Raw genomic sequence first — 20558 nt, 5'->3', positions numbered from 1 at the left:
TACATGTTCCTCAAACGTTTAGATGTCGTAGGGTTCAAGTCCTTTGCTGAACGAATCGGAATCGAGTTCGTTCCAGGGGTTACAGCTGTTGTTGGCCCGAACGGCAGTGGGAAAAGTAATATATCGGATGCAGTCCGATGGGTGCTTGGTGAACAATCAGCCAAATCGCTGCGTGGCGCTAAAATGGAAGACATCATCTTTGCAGGTAGTGATACACGTAGACCACTGAATGTTGCCGAAGTGACACTTACATTGGATAACGAAGATCAGCATATACCGATTGAATATAATGAAATCAGTATTACTCGTAGAGTGTACCGATCTGGAGATAGCGAATACTTGATCAACCGTCAGCAATGTCGATTGAAGGACATCATCGATTTGTTCATGGATTCCGGTTTAGGGAGAGAAGCCTATTCCATCATCGGACAAGGTAAAGTCGAAGAGATCTTAAGCAGTAAACCAGAAGACCGCAGAAAAATTTTTGAAGAAGCGGCTGGGGTCTTGAAATATAAGACACGTAAGATCAAGGCGGAGCAAAAGCTTAAGGAAACAGAAGAGAACCTCAATCGAGTGGAAGATATTCTTTATGAATTGGAAGATCAAGTCGAGCCTCTCAAGATCCAAGCTTCCATTGCAAGAGATTATCTTGATAAAAAAAGTGAGCTTGAGGTCATCGAATCCGCATTGATCGTCCATGAAATAGAGGATCTACATAGTCGCTGGGAAGCGAAGTCCAAAGAGATTGAACGATTGAAAGAGGAAGAAGTGAAGCTTCAAGAACGAGTGCTTGAAAAAGAGGCTTCCATCGATAAGATCCGGGACGAGTTGTCTGCTTTGGATGAGTCGATTGATGAATTGCAAGATGTCTTGCTGAACGTCAGCGAAGAGCTTGAAAAGCATGAAGGTAAACGTGAAGTCATGCGGGAGAGAAAGAAGAACTATCATCAGAATAAAGAACAGCTGACAAAGAAGATTGCGAGTTACAAAGAGAAGAAACAATCCATTGATAAAATGTTGACCAGTGAAAAAGAAGTGTTGAAACAGCATCAGGACAAGCTAAGTCAATTGAAGGCGCAGTTGAAGGATGAAGAAGGTCAGCTCGTCATGATGGACAAGAACATTGAAGAAGAGCTTGAACAGTTGAAAAGCCAATTCTTCGATTGCTTGAATGAGCAGACCTCGATCAAAAACGAAATCCGTTATTTGACGGAGCAGCTTGAGCAGCAATCGAACAAAACGAGCAAACTCGATGAACGTCATGAGCAATATATTGAAGAGCGGGAGAAAATCACCACCAGAAAAGCTGAACTTACGGAGCAGTTGTCGGTTGTGCAAGAGCAGCTGGAAACACAGATGGACGGTTTTCTGAAGTTGAAAAGACAAATTGAGCAAGATGAATCGAAGCTTTCTGAAAAAGAATCGAACCTTTACAAAGCCTATCAGTTCATCCAACAATTCCGTTCGAAAAAAGAAATGCTTGAGGAAATGCAGGACGATTACAGTGGTTTTTTCCAGGGAGTCCGAGAGATTCTTAAGGAACGTAGAAAACGTTTGAAGGGCATTGAAGGGGCAGTTGCTGAGCTTGTGACAGTAGAGAAGGAACAAGAGACCGCCTTGGAAACAGCCCTTGGTGCAGCTACGCAGAATGTCGTTGTAGATTCTGAAGAAAATGCGCGAGCCGCCATTACATTCCTCAAACAGAAACGACTTGGACGAGCGACCTTTTTACCAATGTCGGTCATTCGAAGCCGAAAACTGCCTTCACAAGAGGTAGAGAAGGTACGCAGCCATAACTCCTTTATCGGGATTGCTTCCGATCTTGTCACCTTTGACGATCGTTATCGAAACGTCATTGAAAATCTGCTTGGTAATGTAGTGATTGCACAAAATTTAGAAGGTGCGAACGCATTGGCTAGGCTCTTGAAGCATCGATACAGAATCGTCACCATTGAAGGTGATGTCGTCAATCCGGGCGGGTCGATGTCAGGTGGTAGCATGAAGCAGAAGAACAGCTCCCTGTTATCGAGACAACGAGAACTAGAAACAATCACTGAAAAATTATCTTCCATGGAAGTCCAGACCGAAAAGCTGGAAATGGAAGTGAAAAACGGGAAAGCTGAGTTGCAAGAACAGAAGTCGAGTATGGAGTCGATGCGCGAGAACGGGGAGCAAATTCGTCTTAAGGAACAACAGTTGAAAGGCGAACTCCGTGAGATTGAACTCGAAAGCAAAAACATCAACGAGCATCTCTATCTGTATGACCGTGAGAAAGGTGCATTCCATTCAGAAAAGGAAACGATGGAAAAAAGGATATCAACCTTGAAAGGATCGTTAAAGACCTCTGAAGATAAAGCGTCTGAACTTGAAACTGAAGTCGAACGTTTGACGCATCAGAAGAAAAACGCCCAAACGACGAAGGAAGACTTGAATGAGTCCATTACGACGCTTAAGGTGAACGTCGCTCAATGTGAGCAACAGTACACGAACTCAAAAGATACTGTTCGTCGTCTACAGAATGATTTGGATGAAACAGTCCAAGTCTTAGAGGAAGCGGAAGAAGAATTCTGGTTGTTAGAGGAAGCAGTGAACACGAGTTCTTCTGATGAAGAAGCGTTGGACGAGCAGATCATACAGCATCGAAAAGATAAGGATGCGACCATCCAGTTGATTGGTGACCGTCGTAAAGAGCGGACGGAAAGACAAGAGAATATCGAAAAGCACGAAATGGAACTGAAAGAATTGAAAAGAGTCCATAAGCAGATGTCAGACGGCATTCACCAAGAAGAAGTTCGGATGAACCGCCTGGATGTGGAGCTTGAAAATCGATTGACTCACTTGAGTGAAGAATACCAGTTGACGTATGAGCGGGCGAAAGAAAAGTACAAACTGGAGATGGACCCCGATGAAGCTCGTACGAAAGTGAAACTGATCAAGCAGGCGATCGAAGAATTAGGTACGGTCAATCTGGGTGCAATTGATGAGTATGAGCGTGTTTCTGAGCGATATAACTTCTTGACAGATCAGCGTGACGACTTGAATGAAGCAAAAGCTACATTATACGGTATCATTACAGAGATGGATGAAGTAATGACGAAACGGTTCAAGGAGTCATTTTTTGAGATCCGCACACACTTCCGGACGATATTCAGTGAACTCTTCGGAGGGGGACGAGCGGATCTTGAATTGACTGACCCCGAGGATCTGTTGAACACAGGGGTCAACATCCTCGCGCAACCTCCTGGGAAGAAGCTTCAGCATATGGCCCTGCTTTCTGGAGGAGAACGAGCACTAACCGCAATCGCACTGTTGTTTGGGATCCTGAAAGTCCGGCCTGTGCCATTCTGTATTTTGGACGAGGTAGAGGCTGCACTGGATGAAGCGAACGTAAGCCGGTTTGCAAAATTCTTGCGTGCTTTCAGTAAAGAGACCCAGTTCATTGTGGTCACACACCGTAAAGGAACGATGGAAGAGGCAGATGTACTGTATGGCGTCACCATGCAGGAATCAGGCGTCTCCAATCTTGTTTCAGTGAAATTAGAAGATACGAAAGAATTAGTAACGACGTAGTTTAGGAGGATAACATGAGTTTTTTCAAACGAATGAAAGATAAGTTCACGAACCAAAGTGAAACCGTAACAGAGAAGTTTAGAGATGGTCTGGAGAAGACCCGTAATTCTTTTTCAACACGGGTCAACGAGCTCGTCAAAAATTACCGTAAAGTCGATGAGGAGTTCTTTGAGGAATTAGAAGAGATCCTCATCGAAGCGGATGTCGGTGTTGCGACCGTCATGGATCTGATTGACGAATTGAAAGATGAAGCGAGACGTCAGAACATCAAAGACACTGAAAAATTGCAAGTCGTCATATCAGAAAAGCTTGCCGAGTTCTTGGAAAAAGAAGATGAAGATAACAAACTGAACATACAAGAGGATGGATTGACTGTCATCTTGTTTGTTGGAGTGAATGGTGTCGGGAAGACGACATCGATCGGAAAACTCGCGCACAAGCTGAAGCAGGAAGGTAAGACGGTCATGATGGCAGCAGGAGATACGTTCCGTGCAGGTGCAATCGATCAATTGCAAGTATGGGGCGACCGAGTCGGGGTAGATGTTGTCAAACATAGTGAAGGCTCAGACCCTGCAGCGGTGGTGTTTGATGCAGTCCAGTCCGCAAAATCCCGTGGGGTAGATGTATTGTTATGTGATACAGCAGGTCGACTTCAGAATAAAGTCAACTTGATGAACGAGCTTGAGAAAATCAAACGTGTCATCGGACGTGAGATTCCAGACGCTCCACATGAAGTGCTTCTCGTCGTCGATGCAACAACGGGTCAAAATGCGATGAGCCAGGCGAAGACATTCAGCCAAACGACAGATGTCAGCGGCCTTGTCTTGACGAAACTGGATGGAACGGCTAAAGGTGGAATCGTCCTAGCGATCCGTCATGAACTCGAGATTCCGGTAAAATTGGTCGGACTTGGCGAGAAAGTCGATGACCTATATGAGTTCGATGCTGATCGATTCGTATATGGATTATTCTCAGACCTGATTATGGAAGAACAAGACGAAACCATCAATTGATCAAAGAGATGTGAAAAGAGAACACACGCACACCGCGTGTGTTTTTCATTGGAACCCTGAGCAGTGCCAGGTACTGCTCAGAAATGCTGTCATATCAAGCTTCTTAGGTGGTGCCAGGTACCATAGAGGAAGCTTGATGTGACAGGCTTCAAAAATGGTACCTGGCACTGCAAACTGATGTTAAGAAAAAAACTTGACAAAGGTTTCTATGGGGTGTAGTATGATTAATCGTAAAGGCATTTCGCTTAACAAGGGGTGGAAAAAGTGCTCGAAAAAACGACACGAGTCAATTTTTTGTACGATTTCTATCATGCACTTTTGACTCCAAAGCAGCGAAATTACATGGCGCTTTATTATCTCGACGATTTGTCCCTTGGAGAAATTGCCGAAAGTTATGATGTAAGCCGTCAAGCTGTATATGACAATATCAAACGTACAGAGCTTATGCTTGAAGAATACGAAGAAAAGCTAGAACTTCTCGAAAAATATCAGAGACGCCAGCAACTTCTCGAGACACTCCGTCAACAGATTGCTGAGGAGAAGGATCAGAAAACCGTTCTTGGTACGATCGATCGTATCGAAGAATTGGATTAGGAGGCGGCACTAGATGGCATTTGAAGGATTAGCCGACCGACTTCAACAGACACTTCAGAAAGTCCGTGGTAAAGGTAAAGTTACCGAAGCGGACGTCAAAGTCATGATGCGAGAGGTTCGACTAGCGTTATTGGAAGCTGACGTCAACTTTAAAGTTGTAAAGCAATTCGTCGCTAAAGTGAAAGAAAGAGCAATCGGTCAAGAGGTACTTGAGAGTCTCACACCTGGTCAACAAGTCGTCAAAGTCGTCAATGAGGAACTGACCGAGTTGATGGGTGGAGAACAGAGTAAAATCGCTGTCGCCAACAAACCACCGACCGTCATCATGATGGTAGGTTTGCAAGGTGCCGGTAAGACGACCACAACGGGGAAGCTTGCCAATCACTTGCGCAAGAAAAACAACCGCAAACCATTGCTCGTCGCAGCAGACGTCTACAGACCTGCCGCGATCAACCAATTGCAAACACTTGGAAAACAGCTAAGCATGCCCGTATTCGATCTTGGAACGGATGTAAGTCCGGTTGAAATTGCGAAGCAAGGGATCGAGAAAGCGAAAGAAGAACATCACGATTATGTGATTATCGATACTGCAGGTCGCTTGCACATCGATGAAGGATTGATGGACGAGCTCTCTCAAATCAAAGAGATTGCGAAGCCTGATGAAATCCTACTCGTTGTCGATGCAATGACTGGACAAGATGCCGTAAATGTCGCACAAAGTTTCCATGATCAGCTCGGACTCTCCGGAGTCGTTCTGACGAAGCTCGATGGAGACACGCGCGGTGGTGCAGCATTGTCCATCAAGTCCGTGACGAATACACCGATCAAATTCATCGGTATGGGTGAAAAGCTGGACGCACTGGAGCCATTCCATCCTGAACGGATGGCGTCTAGAATCCTCGGAATGGGAGATGTATTGTCCCTTATCGAGAAGGCGCAAACCAATGTAGATGAGAAGAAGGCGAAAGAGCTCGAAGAGAAAATGCGTACGATGAGCTTTACCTTTGAGGATTTCCTTGACCAACTTACCCAGGTAAGAAGCATGGGACCACTAGATGAGTTACTCGGCATGCTGCCTGGCTCTGGACAGATGAAACAACTGAAAAACGTCAAGGTAGATGAGAAGCAGTTGAACCATGTAGAAGCAATCATCAAGTCGATGACAAAAGCTGAGAAGGTTCAACCCGAAATCATTAACGCAAGTCGAAAGAAACGTATCGCCAAAGGAAGCGGTCGTACCGTACAAGAGGTCAATCGACTCTTGAAGCAATTCGAGGACATGAAGAAGATGATGAAACAAATGTCCAATATGCAGCAAAAAGGCAAGAAAAAAGGCGGAATGGGTGGCATGAAATTCCCATTCATGTAACATTGTGTGGACCGGTAGTCATTACCGTAAAAATAATTTAAAACAAATTCTAGGAGGAATTATAGATGGCAGTTAAAATTCGTTTAAAGCGTATGGGAGCAAAAAAATCTCCATTTTATCGTTTGGTCGTAGCAGACTCTCGTTCACCTCGTGATGGACGTTTCATCGAGGAGATTGGTTACTACAACCCGATCGCTCAACCAATCGACGTAAAAATCGACGAAGAAAAAGCACTTGAGTGGATGTTGAAAGGTGCAAAACCTTCTGACACAGTTCGTAACCTGTTCTCAAATGCAGGTCTTATGGAAAAGCTTCACAACGCAAAAAACCAAAAATAAGTAAGGTGTGACGATAATGGAAGAGTTAATCGAAACAATCGTAAAAGCTCTTGTCGATCACCCAGAAGAAGTACGCATAGAAGAAGTGAAGACAGATTCTTCAATTACGTATCAGCTCAGCGTCCATAGTGAAGACATGGGCAAAGTCATTGGCAAACAAGGTCGCATTGCAAAAGCGATTCGTACCGTCATCAATGCAGCTGGTACGAACGAAAACAAAAAGATCCATTTAGAGATCGTTTGAGTTTTGAGAAAGAGGTGGGGGCAACCCCGCCTTTCTTTTATATCTGACGAATGATGAACGGCGGATTAACGTATAGGTTCTGTTCATTTTTATCAAGCTAGTAGAAAACGCTAATCGGAGGAGAACAGATGAGCGAATGGTTGAATGTAGGGAAGATTGTGAATACGCACGGCATCAGAGGGGAAGTAAGAGTCATCACGCGTTCGGATTTTCCAGAAGAAAGATATGAAGAAGGTGCTGAGCTGCACTTGTTTCATCCGAACAAAGCTGAACCGATTCCATTGGTCGTCCGGTCGCATCGTAAACACAAGCAATTCGATCTCGTTGCTTTCGAAGGCTATCCGAATATCAACGATGTAGAGCCATTGCGAGATGGACTCTTGAAAGTGAAGAAAGATGTCCTGAAGGAATTGGATGAAGGCGAGTTCTATTATTATGAAATCATCGGATGTGATGTCTTCACGGTTTCTGGAGAAGAAATCGGTAAAGTGAAAGAGATTCTTTCTCCAGGTGCGAATGATGTTTGGGTCGTAGAATCAAAAGTGAACAAGAAAGAGTATCTTATCCCTTATATTGAACAAGTTGTGAGAGAGATCGACGTTGAAAATAAACGGATCGAAATTGAACCAATGGAAGGGCTGTTAGAATGAAGATTGATATTCTAACTCTCTTCCCGGAAATGTTTGACGGCGTGCTCAACAGTTCCATATTAAAAAAAGCACAGGAAAAAGGTGCTGTGGAATATAGGGTGACTGACTTTCGGGATTTTGCCGAAAACAAACATCGGAAAGTCGATGATTATCCATACGGCGGCGGGGCTGGTATGGTGTTGACGCCGCAGCCGTTGTTTGATGCTGTTGATGCGATGAAAGAAGGGACCGAGCATCAACCGAGAGTTGTCATGATGTGCCCTCAAGGTGAGCGGCTGAGCCAACGGAAACTGGAAGAGCTATCTGAAGAAGAACATCTGATTTTCCTTTGTGGTCATTATGAGGGTTATGATGAAAGGATCCGGGAGCATCTCGTCACCGATGAAATCTCCATTGGAGATTACGTGCTCACCGGCGGTGAACTTGCATCAATGGTCGTCATTGATGGTGTGACCCGTTTACTTCCTGAAGTGCTCGGAAACGTAGAATCGGCTAAACTGGATTCCCATTCATCTGGATATTTGGAGCACCCCCATTATACGCGTCCGGCTGAATTTCGAGGTATGAAGGTGCCAGAGATACTCTTGTCAGGGGATCACGCAAAGATCGAGGATTGGCGCCGTATGGAGTCCTTGAAACGGACCTACGAAAGACGACCGGATCTTATCAAGGAAAGCTCATTGACGGAAGAAGAAAAACGATACCTTGAATCGCTCAAGGAAAACAATGGTTGATAGAGAAAATCTTATGAGATATATTGCTTCATAGGCTTCTATATGCTATGATATTCTTTGTGGCTAATGTCACTTGATTACGATGTTCCGCTGTTATGATGGAAAAGGCATAAACAAGAGCATTTGTATGGAAGGAGGAATACCCGATGCAACAACTACTTAACGATATTACAAAAGAGCAGTTAAAGACAGACTTGCCTGAATTCCGTGCAGGAGACACTGTACGTGTAGACGTAAAAGTTGTCGAAGGTACGCGTGAGCGTATCCAGGTATTCGAAGGTGTAGTCATCAAGCGTCGTGGATCTGGCATCAGTGAAACTTTCACTGTACGTAAGATTTCTTACGGTGTTGGAGTTGAGCGTGCATTCCCTGTACACTCTCCAAAAATCGCTAAGATCGACATTGTACGTCACGGTAAAGTACGTCGTGCGAAGCTTTACTATCTACGTGCACTACGTGGAAAAGCTGCGCGTATCAAAGAGATCCGCAGATAAGCAAAATCAAAGACGTAAGAAGGAGCTTGGAGACAAGCTCCTTTTTTCATATACGTAAAGAAAGTAAAGAGGCGTCTAAGATTCAGTGGACCAATGGCGACTGCGCTTATTTTACATATTGATTGAATAATAGTTGAAATAGTAGTATATAAAGAGGAAATAGATTAAACGAGGTGGAGAAATGGCCAAGGGGAAAAGTGAATCCTGGGAGTGGATAAAAGCACTTGTGATTGCCTTAGCGATTGCCGCAGGGATCCGGTATTTCTTGTTCGCTCCGATTGTAGTAGATGGTGAATCGATGATGCCGACATTGCATAATGGCGACCGGATGATCGTCAATAAGATCAGCTATGATATCGGCAAGCCGGAACGATTTGATATCATTGTATTTAATGCCCCTGAGGGGAAAGACTACATCAAAAGAGTCATCGGTCTCCCAGGTGATGAAATCGAGTATCGAGACGACACCCTATTTGTCAATGATCAAGAAGTTCCTGAACCTTATTTGAACGAATATAAACAATCTATTCCTGACGGGACATTGACGGATAATTTTCAACTAAGTGAGGAAATCGGAACGAAAACGGTCCCTGAAGGTCATCTGTTCGTACTCGGAGACAATAGACAACATAGTAAGGACAGCCGGAATATTGGAGCGATCCCGATGGATGCAATCATCGGTAAAGCAAACGTCATTTTTTGGCCTGTCGATCATTTGAATGTATTAGAGTAGGTGAATACACAATGAAACAAATCCAATGGTTTCCTGGCCATATGGCAAAAGCTAGAAGAGAAATAACTGAGAAGTTGAAGATGATCGATGTCGTATTCGAGCTTGTAGATGCTAGAGTACCTCTTTCTTCAAGAAACCCGATGATTGATGAAATCGTCGAGCACAAACCAAGACTGATTCTTCTCAATAAGTCGGATATGGCTGATCCCGCTGTTACGAAACAATGGGAAGTGTACTTCTCTGAAAAAGGATTGCGGACGGTAACAGTCAATTCGAAAACAGGCCAAGGTTTGAATCGGATTTCAGACATTGCAAAGGACCTGATGAAGGATAAAATCGATAAAATGATTGAAAAAGGAATTAAGCCTCGAGCAGTGAGAGGATTGATCTTGGGTATCCCGAATGTTGGTAAATCTACCCTTATCAACCGTCTGGCCAACAAAAAGATTGCAAAAACTGGAGACCGGCCTGGAATTACACAACGTCAGCAGTGGATTAAGGTGGGGAAGGAAATCGAGCTCTTGGATACCCCTGGAATCCTTTGGCCGAAGTTCGAGGACCAGACGACAGGGTATCGATTGGCTGTCACCGGTGCGATCAAGGATGAAATACTTGATTTCGGCGACATTGCTTTCTTTGCCGTTCAATATTTGAAGGAGATGTATCCTGACAAGCTTATGGAAAGATACAATCTCGAAGACACATCTGCACCCCCTCTTGAGGTTTTCGAAGAAATCGGCAGAAAAAGAGGATGCCTTATAAAAGGTGGAGAAATCGATTATGAGAAAGCTGCAGAAATCATTTTAAGAGATCTTCGTTCAGAAAAACTCGGACCTCTCTCGTTCGAGCGTCCATCTGACTTTTAAAGACAAAGACCTTGTTGGATATCGGCTGACAGGGTCTTGTTTTATTTACATAAGAAAGAATTCAGCAAACAGATAAGGAGTTCCACATGAAGAACAAATCCATAAAAGAGATTCAGAAATACTTAGAGAGTGTCGAAGGTAACGTGAGCAATGAAGTCATTCAAGAGATTGAAAAGGACGAGCGTAAAGGGGTTCAGAAACTTTGGGCTCAGTGGTGCAAAAGACGACAAGAAGAGGAAAGTCGTCAACAGCGTTACATAGAAATGTCCCAGTTCGAACAAAAATGCTATACACAAGGATTTCGTAAAATTGCAGGAATCGATGAAGTCGGTCGTGGTCCGCTTGCAGGTCCGGTAGTGGCCAGTGCGGTCATCCTCAATCCTGATGCTAGCATCATCGGTCTGGATGATTCGAAGAAGATTCCTGAAATGAAGAGGGAAGCACTATATGATGAAATCATTTCAAAAGCGGTAGCAATCGGAGTTGGAATGGTAACAGCAGAAGAAATCGACCGCATCAATATATATGAAGCCAGTAAACTTGCGATGTTGAAAGCGCTTGAGGACTTACCAATCCAACCAGACTACTTGCTGATCGATGCAATGAAATTGGATATAGATCTGCCTCAAGAATCACTCATCAAAGGTGATGGCAGAAGCAATTCAATAGCTGCAGCATCCATCATCGCGAAAGTGACGAGAGACCGGTATATGAAAGAAGTCGGGCAACAGTACCCTGCCTACGCGTTTCATTCCAATGTCGGTTATGGGACTGCTCAACATTTGGAAGCCTTGAATATCCACGGAGTCACCCCGGAACACCGAAAAACATTCGCACCTGTTTCAGAACGAAATACCAAACAATTATCCCTCTATGACGATAAATAAAGTAGTGAGATCTTAAAAGAGGCGTGATGGTATGAAAGCATTATCCATTGAGACGATTATGACGAACCTGACCAGGTTCAATTCGAAAATAGAGCTTAAACCTGGACAGATTTTTTCGGGTAAAGTGCTGGCTTTGTACCCGAATGATATGGCCAAGATTCAGCTTGCTGGCAAAAACATGACGGCACAATTGATGACAGGTTTATCCCTTGGAGAAAAGTATTGGTTCCAGGTCAAACCGAATTCGAGCGGATCCGTACCTCTCTTACAAGTGATAGAAGGGGCCAAGGGGACCCAGACACCTCCACCTCAAAGTATAGGCATACGAAAGTTGAATCCACAGCTCCGTTTACTCGTGGAGGCATTGAGTCGGGAACAACTTCCGATGACAAAGGAGACGATAGGGAAGGCAGAACAATGGCTCGCTCAGGTAAGCTCTAATGAAAAAGGCATTCAGGCTATCAAGACGATGGTGCTTAAGAATCTTCCGCAAACCGATGGCGTCTTCAAAGCACTTTATCATGCACAATCGTCAACACCGATGTCTGCAGAAATAGATGACCTGATGCAGTTATTACAACAACAGCGCATGTCTGGTAATGAAAAAGCCATCAATAATGTGACCAGTGCGATTCAAACATTGAAAACAAGTATCACACCTTTAACCAATCTTCAAACGGTTAAACATTTGTTTATGATGTACCAGCAACCTGATACGAGTCTTGCGGTTAAGCAACAGATTCAGGATCTTTTCCAGTCATTGAAGCTGCCATTACCAACACAACATAATGATCAACAGTCAACCGTTAAAGGAACAACGCTTTCTTTACCTACTGATGAAATGCTGTTACAAAGTTTGAAGCTGAACATGTCACCTAGGAATGCGGAAGTTTACTTGCGAGAACAGTTTTCTCAACTTAATCAAACGCAAATGAGTAACCTGAAACAACTGACACAAACGATGGATCAGAAACCACAATTCAGTTTGATTGAGATGGTCAAAGGGTTAGGGTTGTCTTTGGAAAAAGATCTGATCAGCCATCAAATAGGTGAGTTACAAAGAAACCCATCATTAAAATCTGCACTACTAGAGTTGCTGAATCAAGAATTACCCTCTACGATTCGCGATAAAGCAGAATCCCTCATGCACCGTCTTACAGGACAGCAACTTCTGCATACGAGTGAGAACCAATCGTTGATGACGCTGTTTTATCAAATGCCTATACATTTCAAAGAATGGAAAAGCGATTTGATGATGAGATGGGATTTAAAGCAAAACCAATCCGGGGAGATCGATGAGGACTATAGTCGAATTCTGTTCTACCTTGATTTACAACATTTGAACGAGACAGTAATCGATATGAACGTCCAAAACCGTGTCATCTCGTTGAAGATCGTGAATGATCAAATGCATGTAAATCAATTGATTCCTCCATTCAAAGAAATGCTGAAAGAGCGTTTAGTAGAGCATGGATATACATTGTCGACCATAAAAGTGGAACAATCTGTTAATGAGTCAAAGAAACACCTCAATTCGACCATGATGGAAGCTTCCATACAAGGAGTGGACCTCTCGATATGACAGATGAAAAACGTAAATCAGCAGTTGCGTTGAAGTATGACCAATCGAATACCTCCGCTCCAAAGGTCGTAGCCAAAGGGAAAGGTGAAACAGCTGAAGAAATCATGAGGTTAGCTGAAGAAAACGGCGTTCCGATACAACAGGACGATTCTCTCGTACACCTGCTATCCCAGCTTGATATCGATCGTGAAATACCGCCTAACTTATACCAAGCGGTTGCGGAAGTATTTGCATTCATTTATCAACTTGACCAGGCGGCTAAACCGAAATCGTAATAAGGATGAGGAAATCACCACATACTATTGAAAAAAAGTGAGGTGATCTGAGTTGAAAAAGAATGCACTTGAAGTACCAGGTTGTGAACAATGTGTCCAAGGCTTCAGAGAAGAGTTTGCTGAAGAATTCGGGATCTATCGACCTGCAGCAGAAAGAGAATCGATTACCAAAAAGCTAGTGGACGAAAACAAGAAAAAGGATTGCTAAGGAAAACGCCGATACTGGCGTTTTTCCTTTGAATGTAGGAAAGCGAGTGAACTTTAAAGAAATCAAATATTCCCATAGTGATCACGCACTTTACCACATTTAACATCAATCTTCCAAGTTTTATGACATTCAATTCCTCAGTTTCAGCAATATTCTCGTTTTTCGCAGGATTTCCAACCGCAACGGTAGACATGAGAGCGGTTTATTTATACAATAAGAACGGTGTTGCATAGATTAGACACATGATAGGAGGATGGAGAATGAATATCCACGAGTATCAAGGAAAAGAACTCTTGAGAAAGTACGGGGTATCTGTTCCGAATGGAAAAGTTGCGTACACGCCTAAAGAAGCAGTAGACGCAGCAAAAGAACTCGGTACTGAAATCAATGTTGTTAAAGCACAAATTCACGCTGGTGGACGTGGTAAAGCCGGTGGTGTTAAGGTTGCCAAAAATCTTGATGAAGTACGTACATATGCTGAAGAGATTCTAGGCAAAACACTGGTGACTCATCAAACGGGACCAGAAGGTAAAGAAGTAAAGCGCTTACTTATCGAAGAGGGTTGCGACATTAAGAAAGAATATTATGTCGGCCTTGTATTGGACCGTGCGACTTCACGTGTCGTCATGATGGCTTCAGAAGAAGGCGGAACTGAAATTGAAGAAGTTGCAGAACAAACACCAGAGAAAATCTTCAAAGAAGTGATCGATCCTGTAGTCGGTCTAACTGCCTTTCAAGCTCGTCGTTTAGCATTCAACATCAACATCCCTAAAGAACTTGTGAACAAAACTGTTAAGTTCATGATGGGCTTATATACTGTATTTGTTGAAAAGGATTGCTCAATCGCAGAAATCAATCCTCTCGTCACAACGGGTGATGGGAATGTAATGGCACTTGATGCGAAGTTGAACTTCGATCCGAACGCTTTATTCCGTCATAAGGATATCGTTGAATTCCGTGACTTGGATGAAGAAGACGAGAAGGAAATCGAAGCTTCCAAGCATGACCTCAGCTATATTTCCCTAGATGGAAATATCGGTTGTATGGTAAATGGTGCAGGTCTTGCTATGTCTACAATGGACATCATCAAGTATTATGGCGGAGACCCGGCTAACTTCCTTGATGTTGGGGGCGGTGCAACTGCAGAAAAAGTTACAGAAGCCTTCAAGATCATCTTATCTGATAAGAATGTAAAAGGTATCTTCGTAAACATTTTCGGTGGCATCATGAAATGTGACGTCATTGCTGAAGGTGTCATTGAAGCGACGAAACAAGTCGGTCTTGAATTGCCACTTGTTGTGCGTTTGGAAGGTACGAACGTCGATCTTGGTAAAAAATTATTGAACGAATCTGGTTTGAATATCACTGCAGCTGAGTCTATGGCAGACGGCGCAGAAAAAATCGTTTCATTAGTCAAGTAGGAAGGTGGGGAAATTACGATGAGCGTTTTCATTAATAAAGATACGAAAGTTATCGTACAAGGGATCACTGGTTCTACAGCCCTTTTTCATACAAAACAAATGCTTGATTACGGAACTCAAATCGTCGGCGGTGTGACACCTGGTAAAGGTGGAACAGAGGTAGAAGGAGTACCTGTTTTCGATACAGTCGGAGAAGCTGTTGAAAAGACAGGCGCGAATGCTTCCGTAATCTATGTGCCTGCTCCATTCGCAGCGGACGCTATTCTAGAAGCAGTGGATGCAGAGATGGATCTTGCCATCTGTATCACAGAACATATTCCTGTAATGGACATGGTGAAGGTTAAGCGTTACATGGAAGGCAAGAAGACCCGTCTTGTTGGTCCGAACTGCCCTGGTGTCATCACACCGGATGAGTGTAAAATCGGAATCATGCCTGGTTACATCCATACGAAAGGTCATGTCGGAGTCGTTTCTCGTTCAGGGACTCTTACGTATGAAGCTGTTCATCAGCTGTCTCAAGCAGGTATCGGTCAGTCTACTGCTGTCGGAATCGGTGGAGACCCTGTAAATGGAACAGATTTCATCGACGTATTGAAAGCTTTCAATGAAGATGAAGACACTTATGCAGTCATCATGATCGGTGAAATCGGTGGTACTGCTGAAGAGGAAGCAGCTGAATGGGTGAAAGCGAACATGACGAAACCTGTCGTCGGCTTCATCGGTGGACAAACTGCACCTCCAGGAAAACGTATGGGGCATGCTGGTGCCATCATCTCTGGTGGTAAAGGTACTGCGGAAGAGAAAATCAAGACGATGAACGCTTGTGGCATCAAAGTGGCGGATACGCCATCTGTCATGGGTGAGACGTTGATTTCAGTATTGAAAGAAAACGATCTTCTTGAAAAATGTAAGACTGTAAAATAAGCATCCAAACACTTCGATGGGACTGACTCAATGGGTCAGTCCTGTTTTATTATGCTTAAACCTCTGAAGAATTGAATTTGATTTCCTGTTCCTTCACGACATTCCTGTGGAGAGGGAGTGAATTTCAAAGAAATCAATATGAGATCAATTTCAAAAAGAGGAAATCATGATCTACATATCGAACGAATGGTGAAGGCGATTAATATCGTTCACTATTTTTGCACGCTAGTTAATAGAAGAAGGAGAACCCGTTTGTTAAATAACGTCGAAGATCGGATTACATACCTGTCTCAATGTAAGGGTGTTGGAAGGAAACAACTGACCCGATGGCTGAATGAAGATCCAAGCCTGAAAAGCATCCTTGTCAGAAAGCCCGATGAACTGTCTGAACGCTACAAGCTTCAACCAGATCTCATAGATCTTTTCCTTGATCCAAGGAATCAGGAGAATTTCTTAAAAAAGGGAGAAGCATACAGGAGAGACAACATTGAAACAATCACGATCCTTAATGCCGACTATCCACCACAACTCAGACAGATTTATGACCCGCCGATTGTTCTTTACTTGAAGGGAGATCGGAGATTACTCACCCATCCTAGATTGCTCAGTGTCGTTGGAACTCGTTATCCGACAATCAATGGAAAGAATAGTCTTCGAAAGATACTCTCTCCTTTGATTCAGAAAGGATGGGTAATCGTCAGCGGTTTAGCATATGGGATCGATCTGCACTCCCATGAACAAGCCATGAGGCAATCAGGGAAAACAATTGCGGTATTAGGAAGCGGATTCCGACATATCTATCCTAAAGAGCATATCCCAATTTCAGACGAAATCGCCTCGAAACATCTTCTGTTATCGGAATATCCTCCAGATGTAAAACCCGCTAAATGGCAATTCCCTTTACGTAATCGGATTATAAGTGGGCTTTCTAGGGGAACATTGATTATAGAAGCCCGTGAAAAAAGTGGATCGCTCATCACAGGGGACTTGGCACTACAGGATGGAAGAGAAGTTTTTGCTGTTCCAGGTTCGATTTTAGAACCATGCTCAGCGGGTACGAACCACCTTATACAACAAGGTGCGAAGCTCACTACATGTGCTGAAGACATACTTGAAGAACTGGTTGATTTTACGACAAACGTTTGACAAACCAATATACTTTATACAATAATAGTGAAGATTTCAAAATAAGAGAAAAGGGGGAGACAGAAAAAGATATGGCTGATTATTTAGTAATAGTAGAATCTCCCGCTAAAGCAAAAACGATTGAAAAATACTTAGGAAAAAAATATATCGTCAAAGCTTCAATGGGACATGTACGTGATTTACCTAAAAGTCAAATGGGTGTAGATGTTGAGGAAGGCTTCGAACCTAGATATATTACGATCCGCGGAAAAGGTCCTGTTCTGAAAGAACTGAAGACTGCTGCCAAAAAAGTGAAGAAAATCTATCTCGCAGCCGACCCTGACCGTGAAGGGGAAGCCATCGCCTGGCATTTAGCCCATAGTCTTGAAATAAATGATCATTCGGACTGCCGTGTTGTTTTCAATGAAATTACGAAACAAGCGATCAAAGATTCCTTCAAGAGACCACGAGCTATCAATATGAATCTTGTGGATGCACAGCAAGCAAGACGTGTTCTTGACCGACTTGTAGGTTATAACATCAGTCCTTTATTATGGAAGAAAGTGAAAAAGGGACTCAGTGCAGGACGTGTACAGACCGTCGCATTGCGCATGATCGTTGAACGAGAAAAGGAAATCCAAAACTTCAAACCAGAAGAGTATTGGAAAATCAAAGCGATCTTCGACAAAAGTGGGGAAGAATTTGAAGCCTCGTTCTTTGAGTTGAATGGAAAAAAAGTAGAGTTATCCAAAGAAGAGGATGTAAAGGATGTTCTGAAGCACGTGAACGGGAATTCGTTCGACGTCACTTCAGTTCAGAAGAAAGAGCGTAAAAGGAATCCAGCGGCACCTTTTACAACATCCTCCCTCCAGCAGGAAGCAGCTCGGAAACTTAATTTCCGTGCTAAGAAAACGATGATGCTGGCCCAACAATTATATGAAGGTATCGATATCGGAAAAGAAGGAACAGTCGGTCTCATCACTTATATGAGAACCGATTCAACACGTGTTTCTGAAGTTGCCAAGGATGAAGCAAGACAGTACGTTCAGGACACTTACGGGCAGAAATATACGACAAACCGCTCAGGCGGTAAGAAGTCGAATAATTCACAAGATGCCCACGAAGCGGTCCGTCCGACTTCGACATTGCGTGATCCGAAAATCGTCAAGCAATTCTTGAGCCGAGATCAACATCGTTTGTATAAGTTGATTTGGGAACGGTTTGTTGCCAGTCAGATGGCTCCAGCAATCATGGACACAATGGCAGTCAATTTGGAAAACAACGGAGTCGTCTTCCGTGCGAACGGTTCTAAAGTCAAGTTTCCTGGATTTATGAAAGTGTATGTAGAAGGAAATGACGATAACAAGAAGGACGAAGATAAAATCCTTCCGGAGCTGCATGAAGGGGACAAAGTCAAATCGAAAGACATTGAACCGAGTCAACATTTCACCCAGCCACCGCCGAGATATTCTGAGGCGCGACTTGTCAAAACGATGGAAGAGCTGGGAATCGGTCGACCTTCTACGTATGCGCCGACTCTCGATACGATTCAACGTCGAGGTTATGTAGCGCTTGATGCAAGAAAGTTCGTACCGACTGAACTTGGAGAAATCGTTCTCGATTTGATTCTGGAATTCTTCCCGGAAGTCATCAACGTAGAATTCACTGCTGATATGGAAACGTCTCTTGATCATATCGAAGAAGGTACAGAAGAATGGAAGAAGGTCATCGATAATTTCTATCAAGAGTTTGAGAAAAAGCTGAAGATTGCAGAAGAAGAGATGAAAGAAGTAGAGATCCAGGATGAACCCGCCGGTGAGAACTGTGAGAAGTGCGGCAGCGAAATGGTCTATAAGATGGGTCGCTACGGTAAGTTCATGGCTTGTTCCAATTTCCCAGACTGCCGGAACACGAAACCGATTGTAAAAGAAATCGGGGTCAAATGTCCGAAGTGTAAAGAAGGGAACATTGTAGAACGGAAAAGTAAAAAGCGACGCATTTTCTATGGTTGCGATCGATATCCATCATGTGATTTCGTTTCTTGGGATAAACCGATCAGCCGTCCTTGTCCGAAATGCAGCAGCTTGCTTGTTGAGAAGAAATCGAAGAAGAGTACATCGATCCAATGTACGAACTGTGACTACAAAGAGAAACAGAATTAGGGTGATTGAAAGTGAATGTACAAGAAGTAAACGTTGTAGGAGCGGGATTAGCTGGAAGTGAAGCTGCGTGGCAATTAGCGAAACGCGGCATTCACGTCCATCTTTATGAGATGAGACCGAAGAAGCAGACCCCTGCTCACCATACAGATAAATTCGCAGAACTTGTCTGCAGTAATTCCTTGCGATCCAATGCATTGACGAATGCTGTCGGTGTGTTGAAAGAGGAAATGAGACAATTGGATTCCGTCATCATTCAAAGTGCGGATGACTGTTCTGTCCCAGCGGGAGGAGCACTTGCCGTAGACCGTCATGAATTTGCGGCGAGAGTGACTGAAAGAGTTAAAGGTCATGAGAATGTGACTGTCCACGATGAAGAGATCAAAGGGATACCAGAAGGTCCAACCATCATTGCAACAGGTCCTCTCACTTCGAAAGATTTATCGGATGCCTTGAAATCGTTGACGGGTGAAGAATATTTATACTTTTACGATGCGGCTGCTCCAATCCTTGAAGTAGACAGTATCGACCGTGATAAAGTATATTTGAAAAGTCGTTATGATAAGGGTGAAGCAGCCTATCTGAATTGCCCGATGACAGAAGAAGAATTCGATCGTTTTTACGATGCATTGATCAATGCTGAAACGGTCCCATTGAAAGAATTCGAGAAGGAAATCTTCTTCGAAGGCTGTATGCCCGTTGAAGTCATGGCGCAAAGAGGAAAGAAAACGTTATTGTTCGGCCCGATGAAACCGGTTGGACTTGAAGATCCGAAAACCGGCAAGACACCATATGCGGTTGTGCAACTCCGACAAGATAACAAATCTGGTACTCTCTACAATATTGTAGGATTCCAAACCCACATGAAATGGGGACCACAAAAAGAGGTCCTTCGTTTGATTCCTGGACTTGAGAATGCAGAAATCGTTCGATACGGTGTGATGCATCGTAACACGTTCATCAACTCTCCGAACCTGTTACGTCCTACTTATCAGTATAAAGATCGCGATGATTTGTTCTTCGCTGGGCAGATGACAGGTGTGGAAGGGTACGTCGAAAGCGCAGCTTCCGGGTTGATTGCAGGAATGAATGCTGCACGACTCGTGCAAGGAGAAGAACCGGTAGTATTTCCTGTTGAAACCGCGTTAGGCAGCATGGCTGAATACATCACGACTGCCAACCCTGACAACTTCCAACCGATCAATTCCAATTTCGGTTTGTTCCCACCGCTCGAGAAGCGGATTAAAAACAAAAAAGAACGTAACGAAATGATTGCTTCCAGAGCACTGGAAACAATTCAGAATTTTTTAACAAAAATGTGAATATATATTGTCAAGGCCTCTATGTTGTGTTACGATTTAGGGGTCTTTAT

General features: G+C 43.6%; 20 protein-coding genes. All 20 read left to right on the top strand.

Annotated features, from left to right (window positions below):
- The first annotated feature begins 3 nt into the window (after window positions 1-3).
- Window positions 4-3570 carry a chromosome segregation protein SMC gene (gene smc / locus ACXQIQ_RS04610; RefSeq protein ID WP_439299924.1) on the top strand — a complete coding sequence of 1189 codons (3567 nt, stop codon included), beginning with the start codon at window positions 4-6 and terminating at the stop codon, window positions 3568-3570.
- Between the two features lie 14 nt (window positions 3571-3584).
- The gene (gene ftsY, locus ACXQIQ_RS04605) at window positions 3585-4583 is read left to right on the top strand and encodes a signal recognition particle-docking protein FtsY (protein WP_439299925.1); all 999 of its coding nucleotides are present in this window, start codon (window positions 3585-3587) and stop codon (window positions 4581-4583) included.
- A gap of 264 nt (window positions 4584-4847) precedes the next feature.
- Window positions 4848-5177 (top strand): putative DNA-binding protein, encoded by a 330-nt coding sequence (locus tag ACXQIQ_RS04600; RefSeq protein ID WP_439299926.1) that lies wholly within the window; start codon window positions 4848-4850, stop codon window positions 5175-5177.
- Window positions 5178-5190: 13 nt separating this feature from the next.
- Window positions 5191-6546 carry a signal recognition particle protein gene (gene ffh / locus ACXQIQ_RS04595; protein ID WP_439299927.1) on the top strand — a complete coding sequence of 452 codons (1356 nt, stop codon included), beginning with the start codon at window positions 5191-5193 and terminating at the stop codon, window positions 6544-6546.
- Window positions 6547-6611: 65 nt separating this feature from the next.
- On the top strand, window positions 6612-6884 hold the full coding sequence (gene rpsP / locus ACXQIQ_RS04590) for a 30S ribosomal protein S16 (protein ID WP_226551039.1): 273 nt from the start codon (window positions 6612-6614) through the stop codon (window positions 6882-6884).
- Between the two features lie 16 nt (window positions 6885-6900).
- Window positions 6901-7128 (top strand): KH domain-containing protein, encoded by a 228-nt coding sequence (locus ACXQIQ_RS04585; protein WP_226551037.1) that lies wholly within the window; start codon window positions 6901-6903, stop codon window positions 7126-7128.
- 128 nt (window positions 7129-7256) lie between these two features.
- A complete protein-coding gene (rimM, locus tag ACXQIQ_RS04580) occupies window positions 7257-7778 on the top strand; it encodes a ribosome maturation factor RimM (RefSeq protein ID WP_439299928.1) in 522 nt (173 codons plus the stop codon).
- A complete protein-coding gene (gene trmD / locus ACXQIQ_RS04575; RefSeq protein WP_439299929.1) occupies window positions 7775-8512 on the top strand; it encodes a tRNA (guanosine(37)-N1)-methyltransferase TrmD in 738 nt (245 codons plus the stop codon). The genes rimM and trmD overlap by 4 nt, the downstream gene beginning before the upstream one ends.
- Before the next feature lie 146 nt (window positions 8513-8658).
- Window positions 8659-9006, top strand: a complete 348-nt coding sequence (gene rplS / locus ACXQIQ_RS04570) for a 50S ribosomal protein L19 (protein WP_439299930.1) — start codon at window positions 8659-8661, stop codon at window positions 9004-9006.
- A 181-nt stretch (window positions 9007-9187) separates the two neighbouring features.
- The gene (gene lepB / locus ACXQIQ_RS04565; RefSeq protein WP_439299931.1) at window positions 9188-9739 is read left to right on the top strand and encodes a signal peptidase I; all 552 of its coding nucleotides are present in this window, start codon (window positions 9188-9190) and stop codon (window positions 9737-9739) included.
- Window positions 9740-9750: 11 nt separating this feature from the next.
- Complete coding sequence (ylqF, locus tag ACXQIQ_RS04560) at window positions 9751-10605, top strand: ribosome biogenesis GTPase YlqF (protein ID WP_439299932.1); 855 nt, start codon at window positions 9751-9753, stop codon at window positions 10603-10605.
- Between the two features lie 86 nt (window positions 10606-10691).
- A complete protein-coding gene (locus tag ACXQIQ_RS04555) occupies window positions 10692-11492 on the top strand; it encodes a ribonuclease HII (RefSeq protein WP_439299933.1) in 801 nt (266 codons plus the stop codon).
- A 31-nt stretch (window positions 11493-11523) separates the two neighbouring features.
- Complete coding sequence (locus ACXQIQ_RS04550) at window positions 11524-13074, top strand: hypothetical protein (RefSeq protein WP_439299934.1); 1551 nt, start codon at window positions 11524-11526, stop codon at window positions 13072-13074.
- Complete coding sequence (locus ACXQIQ_RS04545) at window positions 13071-13349, top strand: EscU/YscU/HrcU family type III secretion system export apparatus switch protein (RefSeq protein WP_439299935.1); 279 nt, start codon at window positions 13071-13073, stop codon at window positions 13347-13349. Before ACXQIQ_RS04550 ends, ACXQIQ_RS04545 begins: the two co-directional genes overlap by 4 nt.
- A gap of 52 nt (window positions 13350-13401) precedes the next feature.
- A complete protein-coding gene (locus ACXQIQ_RS04540; RefSeq protein WP_439299936.1) occupies window positions 13402-13557 on the top strand; it encodes a hypothetical protein in 156 nt (51 codons plus the stop codon).
- Between the two features lie 260 nt (window positions 13558-13817).
- Window positions 13818-14978, top strand: a complete 1161-nt coding sequence (gene sucC, locus ACXQIQ_RS04535; RefSeq protein ID WP_226551001.1) for an ADP-forming succinate--CoA ligase subunit beta — start codon at window positions 13818-13820, stop codon at window positions 14976-14978.
- Window positions 14979-14996: 18 nt separating this feature from the next.
- Complete coding sequence (gene sucD / locus ACXQIQ_RS04530; RefSeq protein WP_226550999.1) at window positions 14997-15902, top strand: succinate--CoA ligase subunit alpha; 906 nt, start codon at window positions 14997-14999, stop codon at window positions 15900-15902.
- A 252-nt stretch (window positions 15903-16154) separates the two neighbouring features.
- Window positions 16155-17048, top strand: a complete 894-nt coding sequence (dprA, locus tag ACXQIQ_RS04525; RefSeq protein ID WP_439299937.1) for a DNA-processing protein DprA — start codon at window positions 16155-16157, stop codon at window positions 17046-17048.
- Between the two features lie 71 nt (window positions 17049-17119).
- Complete coding sequence (gene topA / locus ACXQIQ_RS04520; protein WP_439299938.1) at window positions 17120-19189, top strand: type I DNA topoisomerase; 2070 nt, start codon at window positions 17120-17122, stop codon at window positions 19187-19189.
- Window positions 19190-19200: 11 nt separating this feature from the next.
- Entirely contained in the window at window positions 19201-20508 is a 1308-nt protein-coding gene (trmFO, locus tag ACXQIQ_RS04515) for an FADH(2)-oxidizing methylenetetrahydrofolate--tRNA-(uracil(54)-C(5))-methyltransferase TrmFO (RefSeq protein WP_439299939.1), read from the top strand.
- The last annotated feature ends 50 nt before the right edge of the window (window positions 20509-20558 follow it).

The sequence above is a fragment of the Pseudalkalibacillus sp. Hm43 genome (genome assembly GCF_054170705.1).
This window is presented reverse-complemented; position numbering and strand designations above follow the sequence as displayed.